This is a genomic window from Corynebacterium sp. LK26, from assembly GCF_014335085.1.
In the GTDB taxonomy this organism is placed as follows: Bacteria; Actinomycetota; Actinomycetes; order Mycobacteriales; family Mycobacteriaceae; genus Corynebacterium; species Corynebacterium jeikeium_D.
This window is the reverse complement of sequence record NZ_PDHB01000011.1, coordinates 192,324-204,633: the sequence shown is the minus strand read 5'-3', so window position 1 is coordinate 204,633 and position 12,310 is coordinate 192,324. Positions and strand designations below refer to the sequence as shown.

Genomic DNA, 12,310 nt, shown 5'->3' with positions numbered 1-12,310 from the left:
TTTGTTCAACGCATGAGGCCGCCGTTTCGTTCCCCTTTTACAATCGTTGATATGCGAATCTGTGTCTGGAACGTCAATTCGGCTCGAACTCGCCTCGACCGAATGGTGGAAATGCTGCGCCGGAATGACATTGATGTCCTGGCCGTCCAGGAAACCAAGTGCAAGGACGACCAATTCCCCACCGCTGCTTTTGAAGAGCTGGGATACCAAGTCGCCCACCACGGCCTGAATCAGTGGAATGGCGTTGCCATCATCTCCCGCGTCGGCCTTGAGGACATCCAGGCAGAGTTCCCCGGTCAGCCGGGTTTCAACAAGGACCCCGACGCAACTCCCGCATTGGAGGCCCGCCATATCGCCGCTACCTGCGGTGGCGTGCGCGTCCATAGCCTCTACATCCCGAACGGCCGCGACATCACCGACCCGCACTTCGAGTACAAGCTCGAATTTCTGGAGCGGCTCCGTCAGCACATCATCGCCACGCTTGACGACGACCCGGAGGCCACCTTCATGATGGGCGGCGACTTCAACATTGCCCCGACCGACGGCGATGTCTGGTCAATGGCAGCCTTCGCAGGGAAAACACACGTCACACCGCCTGAACGCGCAGCTTTCTATGCGCTGGAGCAGGCGGGCATGAAGGAAGTAACTCGCCAATTCACCCCAAACCAGTGGACCTACTGGGATTACAAGGCTGGCCGCTTTTTCAAGGATGAGGGCATGCGCATCGACTTCCAGCTCGCCTCCCCCGACCTCGCGGCAAAGGCGTCCGCCGGATTCATCGACATCGAAGAGCGTCAGGGCAAAGGCGCATCCGACCATGCTCCGGTGATTGTGGATTACGAAGTGTAGATAAACGCGGCGGAAAACCGCGTAGGCCTAGTTCCTACTAGGGGGTGTCGCTGGGGCCGTCGTAAAGCGGAGTCCTTGCTGCCAGCCCCTAAAATCAGGGGCAGAAATGTGCGATAAAGCACCCGCACAACACTTATGAGTCTAACTTTTTGTTCAATCTACAAATTTTCACCACAGAAAGTTATTTCGACGATATAAGGTGTTTATTCAGAACATCAATTCATTACGTCGGGAAGGAAGATCATGACTTCTGCACGCTCCCCTCAGCGCACCACCACCCCGGAGCCAGCGAGCGGCTTCCCCACCGCGGATGACTCAACTGAGTCCGATGAATCCCTGCGCGAAAGCGTGCAGAAGATTTCCATCGGCCTGTATGACTTCCTTGCGTCGACTCGCCGCCTCGGTGAGCGCCCGAATGCCAGGATGGACATTTCCCAGTCGGAAATGGAAGTACTGCACTTTATTTCGACCCACCCGGGCTGCGGCGTATCCGACATTGCACGCCTGCGTTTCCTGCGCCCGTCCAACGTTTCGGCAACAGTCCGCCGTCTACTCGACAACGGGCTAATTGAACGCGAGAACAATGCAAAGGATCGCCGTGCGCAGAACCTCTATGTCTCCAGCGATGGCGAGACCCTGCTGGAGCAGCTTATCGACCACTGGGGTGCGCTGGTGTACGAAATTGTGCGGACGATGTCGCAAAAGGACGTGCGTGCGCTAATTAAGGCACTGCCTTCGCTGCTGAAGCTGGCGGAACACTCGGAAAGCTATGTTGAGGAGCACCAGCGCCGCCAGGAGCCGTTCTAAAAGCGCGCCGCTAAACCCTTCTTACTAGGTACGATGATGCTCATGGCTATTACTTTGAAGAAGGCAAAAGACGTAAAGACCGCTCCATTGGTGGCCACCGGCCTCATCGGCGGCTGGCTCACCGCTCGCGAAACAGGCATTCGCCCGCTCGGTGGCGTCATCTTGGGCGCCGCCGGCGCATATGCAGCACGCACCTGGAACGCAAAGACCGGCGCCCTGGGAGCCACTGGTCTGGTGGCCGCCTACCTCGGCGCTTTCGGCCTCTCACACCCGCTGGCTAAGAAGATTGGCGCATGGCCGTCCGTCCTGACCGTCACCGCGCTGGCTGCTGGCGCAGCAGCAGTTGCCGACTCCAAGTAAGCAACAAGTAGACAAGCCACTCTCCCGACTTAAAAGTCGCGCCGGGGAGCGGCTTTGGTGCGCCAATCTCAGCGTGCAGCCTCAATGGGCGGTGTAAACCTCAGGCCTTAGCCACCTAGTCAAGGCCCTCCAGCAATTTCTCGAGGTGCGCGCGCACCCGGGGCCACGATTCCACGAAAGGCGGCAGCAGATCGAGGCTGTCGACGTCGCCAAGCGGAATCCAGCGCAGCTCCAGGGACTCTTCGTTCGGATGCGTCTCCAGCTCTTCGGCAGCTAGTGCGTAAACCGTGTGGTACTTCCAGCCGCCGGCAAGCTCGGGGCGGTCCGGATCGGCCGGGAAGGGGCCGGTGGTGACCTGCGTGTCGAGGATGCGAAGCTGATGCTCCAGCAGCCCAGTTTCCTCAGCCGTTTCACGCAGCGCGGTCGCCTCAGGAGTCTCATGAGAATCACAAGCCCCACCAGGAACACCCCACGTTAGGGGGAACGATGTCCAGTCAGCTCGATACTGCATAAGCACAGTGCGCTGAGGGCTCACAATCAGCAGCCCTGCAGCTCCGAAGCGTCCCCAGCAGCGCGTACCGTTGGGGCCGGCCGCCCAACCATTTCCATCCTGAAGCATGTCTCCACCCTACGCCAGATACCCTTGTGTTTTCCGTCACAAGCCCGAGCGACTAAGATTTGCAAGGAACTAACGTTGCTCTGAGCGGAGAGATTGTCGCAGGCGACTTCGGTCACGTCGGAAGGACACGTGCACATGGGTGAAACCACTTCAAGTGCGCCTCATTCCCGCGCCCACGACAAAAGCCGAAACCCATTCCACCGCAAGAATCGCGCTCCACGCCGAACTCGTTTCAGCGGTCGCACCACTCCCGGTGGCGAAAGCTTAGACATACACACTGCGGCTCAGGCGGCAAAGGAATCGAAAGATACTCCCGCCGCCACCCCGGCTCCCGAGAGCGCGGCACCATCAACTGCTCTGGACACTACAGAGTCCTCGGCTAATGCCCCAGCAACGGCCGCAACCCCAACAGCCCTGGCAGACTCTCCGCGCGATACAGACTTGCGCGTGGATGCCCTGGAGATTGGCCCGCGCAACCGGAGATTGACACGTTTTCTCGGTGAGCGCCTCTACGACAAGCTCGGCCCGTCGGCCACGTATGTGCGCCGGTCAGCGTCATTTTTGATAACGTCGCCGGGCCGATTGACCATAGTCGCCCTCATCCTCATCGTCGCAATCCTGGCCGCCGGCCTATCCATGTGGCAAACAACCTCGCAACGCCAGCAGCAGCTCACCCGCATTTCGCAGCTGAGCGAGCCGATGGCCAATGCCTCGCAGAATCTCTATGCCTCGCTGACGATTGCTGATGCGTCGGCCAACACCGCTTTTTCCCGCGGCACACTCAACAGCAGCCAGGACTTGGTCAGCAATTTCGACGATGTCATCGCACAAGCATCCATGTCCGCTACCCGCGCAGCTACGGGCATTGAAAACGTCGATGATCCAGAGATGAAGGATGTCGCGACTGTACAGCGACTGTTGCCGGTCTACACCGGCATGGTCGAGACAGCTCGCGCGAATGCGCGCCAGGGCAACCCCGTCAGTGTCGCGTACCTCGCCTCTGCCTCAAACTTGATGCAGGTCCAGATTCTGCCAGCTGCAAAATCGCTCTACGAACGCACCAGTACCACCACTAATGAGGAGCAGCGCGAACTATCGAAACCACCTCTTTTCCCGATGTCAGGCCTGGCAGCGGCAATTTTGATGCTGCTAATCACACAGTGGTGGCTGACTCGCCGCACCGGTCGACTATTCAACGTCGGCCTGTTTGGTGCAACCATGCTGATGGCCATCGCACTTGTCGGTGTGGGAATCGCCACCACTCAGCCGTGGCAGTCTAACTCCCTCTTCGGAGAGCAGCGCCCGGACGTTCATGCCCTAACCCAAGTACGCATTGATGCCCAGCAGCTACGCGCCAGCGAAACCCTCGGCTTAGTGCGCCGTCAGCCCGCGGATGCGGAGTCCTTCTCGCAGTCGGTGCGCACCCTGGTCGGCGAGCTGGAAAGAGTGGACGCCAACGCGCCGGACGACGATGTCAGAGCCGCCATCCACGGTATCTACAGCTGGGAGTCCGGCCACAACCTGATGATGGAGCACTTGAGTTCAGGAGACTACGCCGGTGCGGTTCGCATCGCGACCGATGTGGATAATGCCAGCTCGTCGGCGACTGCGTTCAACCAGGTCGATGAGTCGCTACAGAATTCCATCGCCGAGTCCCGCCTGACCGCCCGTGAGAACCTCGACCAATCCCGTCGCGCTATCGCGGCACTGTCCCTCGTCACGGTTACGCTGACCGTCATCGCGGCAGTTCTGGTTGTTTTCGGCTTCCGACACCGGCTTCTGGAGTACCTATGATCGTTTCGTTCTCCCCGTCGCTCCACAGTCTCGCCGGTTGGCGGCGCAGGGCCGTCCTTGGTGCACTCGCCATCGCCGGGCTCACCGTCAGTGCCTGCGCGACCGATTCGCTTGCCGACGATCCCTACTCGCGCACAATCCTGGAGGCCACCGGTGACTTCCCCCTGCCACCGGGCGCGTTCTACGACAAAGCCTCCTCGAGGAAGCCTGCGGCAGAAGCCAACGCCCCAGATCTGTCCACGCTCGCCCCCGATGACCAAACACCGGAAGAGCGAATCCCGGAGATTTACCAGCGCGGCCGCATCATCGTTGGTGTTGACCAATCATTGAACCTGCTCAGCTTCCGCGACTTCAGCACCGGAGAGCTCTCGGGGTTTGAAGTATCCCTGGCACAAGAGATTGCCCGGGACATCTTTGACAATCCCGATGCTGTCGAGTTTCGGTTCGTCGACAGCAACGAACGCACTGCCGCACTCGAAGACGGCACTGTCGATGTCGTTTTGCGCACTATGACGGTCACCGATGCCCGGCGCGAAAGGGTGCTGTTCTCCACACCGTATTTGACAGCACGAGCTGGAGTTCTAGTCTCTTCGCCGGGTGGCGATGCTTCCCCCGAGGACGTCGAGGACGGTCGCATCTGCGTTTCCCGGGGATCCACTACCGAGGATTTGATTCGACGGCTCTCGCCGAACAATACGCTGCTGTTGGTCGGTAACTGGTCGGACTGCCTCATTTCACTTCAAAACAGCCAGGCAGAGATCGTCGTTGCCGATGACACCATCCTCGCTGGTATCAACGACCAAGATCCGGCTACCGCCATTGTCCAGCGGGGCTTGAACGAGGAAAGCTACGCGGCCGGTGTATCCAAGGGGAACCCAGGCCTAGTTCGCCAAATCAACGCGACCCTGGAGCGTATGGCCAGCGATGGCACCTGGCAGTCCCTCTACGACACTTGGTTCGGCCCCTTCCTGCCAAGCGGTACACAGCCATCGCCACAGTACGGCGACGATGAAGACATACTTGGAATCTCCCCCACACCGGAAGCTGCTCCAGAAGGCGAGGTGGATAACCGATGAGCGACGAAAACCAGTTCTCCGAACAAGCCCAGCATCCCCAGTACACGCCGGAGCCCCAAGAGGATGCTCACGCAGAGGCAGAGGCAGCTGCCACTCAGGCCGTCGCCTTCGACCCATTCGCCGATGAAGACGACGAACAAGAGCCCGGCACTGCCGCTGTCGCCTTCGACCCTTTTGCGGACGATGATGACGATGACGAAGAGTTCGATATCGCCGAATTGTTGGGGCGCGGGAGCTCGTCGTCAAGCGCGACGCCCCAACCCAGCGCCCAGACTCCAGATCCGTCGATGGCCTCGCACCGGAAAGCGTTGGAGGACTTCCGCCGCAGGCGATCGAATGCACACCGCGGACGCACTGTCGCCGACGGCATGGTGCACTTGCCGTACATCACAACGCAGGATCCGCGCGATGCAGTAATGAGTGATGAGAAGATTCGAGCGACGAATAAGCCGGCGCCGAGCCTGAAAGCCGGCGATATCGTGGCGGATCAGTACGAGATCGTGGGCCCGATTGCCCACGGCGGTCTCGGCTGGATTTATCTGGCGATTGACCACAATGTCTCGGATCGTTGGGTCGTGCTCAAGGGCATGATGGCAGCGAAAAACGAGAAGGATTTCGCCGTAGTCCAGGCGGAACGCGAGTTCCTCGCGGAAATCTCGCATCCGGGAATTGTGAAGATCATCAACTTCATCGATGAGACGGACGCCAACAGCGCCACCGGCTTCATTGTGATGGAGTACGTCGGCGGCCCGTCATTACGCAAGCAGCGACGGAGCTACCCAGACGGCGTCATGCCCTGTGACCTGGCGATTGGCTACATCCTGGAACTGCTCCCCGCGCTGGATTACCTGCACTCGCGCGGCGTTGTCTACAACGATTTGAAGCCGGACAACGTGCTGCTCAGCGAAGACCACGTCACGCTTATCGACGTTGGCGCGGTCACCGGCATCGGCGCCTACGGCCATATCTACGGCACGCCCGGTTTCCAGGCGCCGGAGATTGCCACGACGGGACCGACGATTGCCAGCGATATCTACACAGTCGGCCGCACGCTGGCCTCGCTGATTCTGAAGTTGCCGGCGACCAACGGCGTCTACGACCCGGGGCTACCCTCACCTGTCGAAGAGCCTCTATTCCGCCGTTTTTACTCGCTCTACCGCTTCCTACTACGCGCTTGCCACGAGAACCCGGAGGCTCGCTTCGGTTCTGCCGAAGAGATGAGTGTGCAGCTCATCGGCGTATTGCGCGAGATTCTGGCGGTGCGCGACGGCGTGCAATTCCCGCAGGCGGTGTCGAATTTCTCGCCGCAGCGTTCCACGTACGGCACCAAGCACCTGGTGTTCCGCACCGATCAGCTTGTCGACGGCATCACCCGCGGCGTGGAAATCACTCCGCAAGAAGTGACCTTCGCGCTGCCTGTACCACTGATTAACCCGACAGATCCGGGTGCGCGCATCTTGAGTGCCTCGTCGTTTACGGAGCCCAACGAACTTATCGAGGCACTGACCAATGCTCTGTCCGAACCCGAGTATGGTTCTTCGGTGGAAATTCCACTGGGCATCGTGCGTGCGAAACTGGACCTCGGATTAATTGATGAGGCCCGCGACAGCCTCTGCGATGTCTCTGAACGTTTGCAGCGCGATTGGCGTTATCACTGGTACGAGGGCGTGACTTATTTGCTTCTCGACCAATTCAACGATGCCCTCGCCTCCTTCCACCACGTGCTGACGATGCTGCCCGGCGAGCCCGCCCCGAAGTTGGCGCTGGCAGCGACTCTCGAGTTGATTCAACAGCGCTTGGGCATCGCCAACGCATCTCTCCTCGAGCCCGCTGTTGCCCGCGCCGCCGCGAACTTGAGCAGCGCGCTGGATAATGTCGCTGCCGATACGCCCGAAATCTTCTCCCCCGCCTGGGCCAGCGAGTCCCTGTCGCCTCAGACGATTCGTTTCAACACCCTGCGTCTCTACGCCGTCGTGTGGGCGGCCAACCCGACGACGGTATCCTCCGCCTTCGGGCTAGCTCGTCAGCTGGCCTCTGAGCGCCAACACGAAATGGCTATCTCCCAGCTTGACCGCGTTCCCGGTAACTCCCGCCACCATCGCATGGCACGTTTGACGACGATTCTGATGCTCACCTCCGGGATGCCCTCCGAGTTGACCGAATCGAGAATTCGCCGTGCTGCGCGTCGCCTGGTGGAGCTACCAACAAATGAACCGCGCATGCCGCAGCTGCGCATCGCCGTGATGGCGTCCGCGCTGAACTGGTTGCGCAGCTCGAACCTCGACCATGCAGCTAGCTCCAATGGTCTTTTCGATGCGCCCTTTACCGTGGCCGGCCTGCGTGAAGGATTGGAAAAAGACTTACGGATGCTGGCACGCTCTTCGCAGTTTCCGCGACACCGCTACAACTTGGTGGATATCGCAAATCTCATTCGGCCACGGACTTGGCGTTAGCTCTCTAACAGCTCCTTACCGAACCTGGTTAAACATGCTGTTGTGGGCCTGAGCGCCACCCCAGAATTGGTGAATAAAGAGAGAATTGCCTTTCGTGGTTTAAGATATCCTCTATGTTTGCCTCTTCGAAATCCTCTCTCCGCAGCGCTAAGCGCGTCATTATCAGCGCTGCAGCCCTCACCACCGCCTTTGGTATTGGGGCCGGCACTGCCGTTGCCCTGCCGGTTTCTCCAGACCTGCAGTCGCTTAGCCAGAGTGTTCGGGACCTCAAGCTGCCGGAGATCTCGACTCTGAATTCGGGCGACCTTGCCCCTGAGCTCTCTGAGGTACTGGATTCCTCTTCGGTGAAGCTGCCGGATTCGGTCGTCGCTCTGATTAATGAAAACTTCAAGTTCGCTGAAAACAACAAGCAGGTGGCGGACAAGGTCAAAACTCAGCTGCTGAACGCCATCGACAGCCTGCCGTTGCCAGCCGCACAGAAGGCCGAAGCCACCCGCGTTGTCAACGAGATTTTCGGTTTGCTGGGGGGCCAGGACGAGCCGTCGCAGCCTGAGCCGGCGCCTGCCCCTGCTCCACAGCCTGAGCAGAAGCCACGCCCTGAACCACGCCCAGAGCCAAACAACCCGTGCCCGCCGAGCGCCCGCGCATGCGTTGACCTGGCTAACCAGAAGACCTGGCTGCAGGAAAATGGCAACATCACCTACGGTCCGGTGCCAATGTCCTCCGGTATGCCGGGTTACGAAACCACCCGCGGCCACCTGAGCGTTACCCGCAAGGTCCGCGATGAGTGGTCCCGTCCTTACAACGGTCCGATGCCGTTCTCGGTGTACTTCACCAACGACGGCGAAGCTTTCCACGAGGGCTCTGTTAATCAGATGTCCCACGGCTGCATCCACCTGAACCACGATGATGCTGTGAAGTACTTCGATACCCTGCAGGTCGGCGACGGCGTCTACATCTGGTAGTTAGCTGCGCTGATGCGTTGAAACGATGACCGGGTGACTGAGCCTGTTGAGGCATAGGCGCAGTCGCCCCGGCGGTGAAAAATGAGCTCGCCCCACTAGGTTCTTCCAGTTTGGAAGACAGTGGGAGCGAGCTCATTTTTGTTGGGTCACAGCTGCGGATTCAACAGATGGGGCATCTAGCAGCCGTCGATTACGGAGGGTTACAGGGGGTCCTGCCTACTCGCCAGGGCCCCTGCCCCAAAACCTACTCCACGAAGCTCATTGCGTAGCGAGCAATGGCCAGTTCCTCGTTGGTCGGTACCACGAAGACCTTGACCTTCGAGTCCTCCGCCGAAATCAGACGCGGGCCGTCATTCGGCTGGGAGTTGAGCTCGTCATCAATCTTGATACCGAAGTTCTCAAGCTCAGCCATCGAATCACGGCGAATACCGACATGGTTCTCACCGACACCGGCGGTGAAGGTGATGGCATCGAGGCGGCCGAGAATCAGCATGTAAGAGCCAATGTAGCGGCGCAGCTGGTGGACATACATCTGGTACGCAGCCCAAGCATCCGGGTCGTGGTCATCCATGCGCTCCTGCAGGACTCGGAAGTCATTGACACCAGAGACACCCTTCAGACCGGACTGGCGGTTACACAGATTGTCGATCTCGTCGATGCTCATGCCGTTGCGGTAGAGGTGGAAGATGACGCCCGGGTCAATGTCACCGGTACGGGTACCCATCATCAGACCAGCCAGCGGGGTCAGCCCCATCGAGGTATCCACCGCCTGGCCACCTCGGATAGCCGCACACGACGCACCATTACCCAGGTGCAGCGTAATCTGGTTGATTTCCTCTGCCGGCTTATTCAGAAGGTCCGGCACCTGCTTGGAAACAAACTCATGCGAGGTGCCGTGGAAGCCGTAACGACGGATATCAAACTTCGATGCGACCTCTGCGTTGAGCGGGTACAGAGCAGCAGCTGGCGGCATGGTGTGGAAGAAACCAGTGTCGAAGACGGCGACGTGAGGCACGTCCGGAAGCAGCTTGCGAGACTCTTCGATGCCTACGATATTGGCCGGGTTGTGCAGCGGCGCCAGCGGAATAAGGTCGCGGATCATGCCGACGATTTCGTCGGTAATCAGCTCCGGTCCAGAGAACAGGCGACCACCGTGAACGACGCGGTGACCGACGGCCGCAATATCCACCGACTCCGGACCAACACCGTGCTCATCCATCAGCTCGAACGCGCGGTCAAGACCACTGGCGTGGTCAGCGATCGGCTCAGTGATTTCAATCTTCTGTCCGGAGAACTTCAGATTAATAATGCCGTCTTCTTCACCAATGCGCTCCACCAGACCTGAGACATACGGCGGCTGCGTTGAGTCCTTCTCCGGATCTACCAGCTGAAACTTGATAGAGGAGGAACCGGAGTTCAAAACAAGTACGTGACGGGACATAATAATTAGTTTCCTCCAGCCTGAATAGCGGTAATTGCAACCGTGTTGATGATGTCCGGCACCGTGGCGCCACGGGAAAGGTCGTTGACCGGCTTGTTCAAGCCCTGCAGAATCGGGCCGATTGCCAATGCACCACCACAGCGCTGGGCAATCTTGTAACCGATGTTACCGGCGTCCAGATCCGGGAACACGAAAACAGTTGCCTTACCCGCAACGGAGGAATCCGGCATCTTCTTCGCAGCCACAGACGGGTCAATAGCAGCATCGAACTGCAGCGGACCATCGACAGCGAGCTCCGGAGCCAGCTCCTTGGCCTTGGCCAGACCCGCCTTCACACGGTCCACATCCTCACCTGTGCCGGATGCTCCAGTGGAGTAGCTCAGCATGGCGACGCGGGCATCGATGCCGAAGGAAGCTGCAGTCTCGGCGGATACTACCGCGATTTCACCCAGCTGTTCCGGAGCAGGCTTCGGCAGCACCGCACAGTCCGCAAAACCCCACAGCGAGTTGTCCATAACCATGAGGAACAGTGACGACACCGTGGAAGCCGACGGCTTGGTCTTAATGATTTGCAAGGACGGACGAATGGTGTGCGCAGTTGTGTGGGCTGCACCGGACACCATGCCGTCGACAAGCCCGTTGTGAATCATCATCGTCGCGAAGTAGGAGATGTCCTGCATCGTCTCACGGGCCTGCTCCAGCGTGACCCCCTTGGCCTTGCGCATCTCTGCGAACTGCTCCGCGAACTGCTCAACATATTCGGAGGTCTGCGGGTTCCAGAGATGGGCGGCGTCGATGTCAAAACCCAGTTCGGCGGCGCGTGCCTTCATCGCATCCGGGTCGCCGAGGATAGTGAGCTCACAGATGTCCTCGCGCAGGAGGTAATCAGCGGCCTCAAGAATGCGGTCATCGTCCCCCTCTGGCAGCACAATGTGACGCTTATCAGCCTTGGCGCGCTGCAATAGCCACCACTGGAAACGCTGTGGAGTCATCACTGCGGTGACCTCGCGGCTTACGACCTTGCGCAGCCCCTCAGCATCGTCAACGGCAACAACGGGAACGTCGAGCTCGAGAGTCTTAGCAGCCTTAGCTGCCTCCTCCCCTGTAAGGACAACTGCGAGTACCTCGCTGTGACGCTGAGCTGCACTGCTGAGAGCCAAACGAACGCGAGCCTTTGCGGCCTCTGTGTGGCAGCCCTCGCCACCAGCGACAACGATGACACCGGCGCCGGCGACGGTGGCAATGCGGAAGTCAAAATCGAGGTTGCCGGAGCCGGTCAGAACAGCCGCCCCCTCGTTGGCAGCGCGATCAGCTTCAACAGCACTGACGATGGTGTCAAGCGCGGATTCCGGATCCACAACAACCTGATCCACGGTGGCGCCGTGCGCCCCACCGACAGTGTGGAGGCAACGTGCCCCACCCAGTGCCTCAGACAATGCCGTAATGACATCTTGCAGATTGTCTGCGCGGTCCACTGAAGTAATCAGGACTGCGGAGTTGTTGGTGGACGCTTGGGCGTTCTTATCGCTCACCGACGTTCCTTTCTCGCACTGCGCTTAATCGTTGACTTATTTAAACGTTGACTTGGCTCGAGCCGTTGGACTGCCGGAGGCTCAAGATCATGCTGAGCTTCTAATCCTGCTGAATCTAATCCCGCTGAGTCCCAAATCATTATTTTCATCTTATTGTGAGTCACCTTACATCTCACGGCGGACTCAAACCTCTTTGGTTACCCCTGGTAGCCACACTTTTCCCCACAGATTCCAACAATTTTCCCGCATAATCGCGGCTTTTATGCGGTTTTTCTAGTGAACTAGCCCAGATTCCCACATCGAACGTGACTAAGGTCACATTTAGTTTTGTATGCCTCCAAAAGCATCTCACCGATGATGTGATGCTCGCCTCTCGATTTTTCGTAAGTTATCGCTACGATTGGGGGCGCTACC

General features: G+C 59.1%; 10 protein-coding genes. 7 read left to right on the top strand and 3 right to left on the bottom strand.

Annotation, left to right across the window (positions count from 1 at the left end):
• Nucleotides 1-51 precede the first annotated feature (51 nt).
• The 3 genes from CRD13_RS07505 to CRD13_RS07495 all read left to right on the top strand — a co-directional run bounded on the left by CRD13_RS07505 (nt 52) and on the right by CRD13_RS07495 (nt 2,016).
• Nucleotides 52-849, top strand: coding sequence for an exodeoxyribonuclease III (locus CRD13_RS07505; RefSeq protein WP_038626705.1), 798 nt, complete (start codon nt 52-54; stop codon nt 847-849).
• Nucleotides 850-1,092: 243 nt separating this feature from the next.
• Nucleotides 1,093-1,656, top strand: coding sequence for a MarR family winged helix-turn-helix transcriptional regulator (locus CRD13_RS07500; RefSeq protein ID WP_016421518.1), 564 nt, complete (start codon nt 1,093-1,095; stop codon nt 1,654-1,656).
• Nucleotides 1,657-1,698: 42 nt separating this feature from the next.
• On the top strand, nt 1,699-2,016 hold the full coding sequence (locus tag CRD13_RS07495; protein WP_172620224.1) for a hypothetical protein: 318 nt from the start codon (nt 1,699-1,701) through the stop codon (nt 2,014-2,016).
• Between the two features lie 115 nt (nt 2,017-2,131).
• Here CRD13_RS07495 and CRD13_RS07490 read toward each other — a convergent pair whose 3' ends face one another.
• Nucleotides 2,132-2,635: an NUDIX hydrolase gene (locus CRD13_RS07490; RefSeq protein WP_076772345.1), complete on the bottom strand. Its 504-nt coding sequence runs from the start codon at nt 2,633-2,635 to the stop codon at nt 2,132-2,134.
• A gap of 135 nt (nt 2,636-2,770) precedes the next feature.
• Between CRD13_RS07490 and CRD13_RS07485 the strand changes: the two genes are divergently transcribed.
• The 4 genes from CRD13_RS07485 (at nt 2,771) to CRD13_RS07470 (ending at nt 8,923) form a co-directional block, all read left to right on the top strand.
• The gene (locus CRD13_RS07485) at nt 2,771-4,429 is read left to right on the top strand and encodes a hypothetical protein (protein WP_187401487.1); all 1,659 of its coding nucleotides are present in this window, start codon (nt 2,771-2,773) and stop codon (nt 4,427-4,429) included.
• The gene (locus CRD13_RS07480; protein WP_070438252.1) at nt 4,426-5,505 is read left to right on the top strand and encodes a glutamate ABC transporter substrate-binding protein; all 1,080 of its coding nucleotides are present in this window, start codon (nt 4,426-4,428) and stop codon (nt 5,503-5,505) included. The genes CRD13_RS07485 and CRD13_RS07480 overlap by 4 nt, the downstream gene beginning before the upstream one ends.
• Nucleotides 5,502-7,958: a serine/threonine protein kinase gene (locus CRD13_RS07475; RefSeq protein WP_187401486.1), complete on the top strand. Its 2,457-nt coding sequence runs from the start codon at nt 5,502-5,504 to the stop codon at nt 7,956-7,958. Before CRD13_RS07480 ends, CRD13_RS07475 begins: the two co-directional genes overlap by 4 nt.
• A 113-nt stretch (nt 7,959-8,071) precedes the next feature.
• Nucleotides 8,072-8,923, top strand: coding sequence for a L,D-transpeptidase (locus tag CRD13_RS07470; protein ID WP_016421524.1), 852 nt, complete (start codon nt 8,072-8,074; stop codon nt 8,921-8,923).
• Between the two features lie 244 nt (nt 8,924-9,167).
• On the opposite strand, the gene CRD13_RS07465 is transcribed toward CRD13_RS07470, so the two are convergent.
• Both CRD13_RS07465 and pta read right to left on the bottom strand, forming a co-directional pair.
• The gene (locus CRD13_RS07465) at nt 9,168-10,364 is read right to left on the bottom strand and encodes an acetate kinase (RefSeq protein WP_069358955.1); all 1,197 of its coding nucleotides are present in this window, start codon (nt 10,362-10,364) and stop codon (nt 9,168-9,170) included.
• A 5-nt stretch (nt 10,365-10,369) separates the two neighbouring features.
• Entirely contained in the window at nt 10,370-11,695 is a 1,326-nt protein-coding gene (gene pta, locus CRD13_RS07460) for a phosphate acetyltransferase (RefSeq protein WP_272715183.1), read from the bottom strand.
• Between the last annotated feature and the right edge of the window lie 615 nt (nt 11,696-12,310).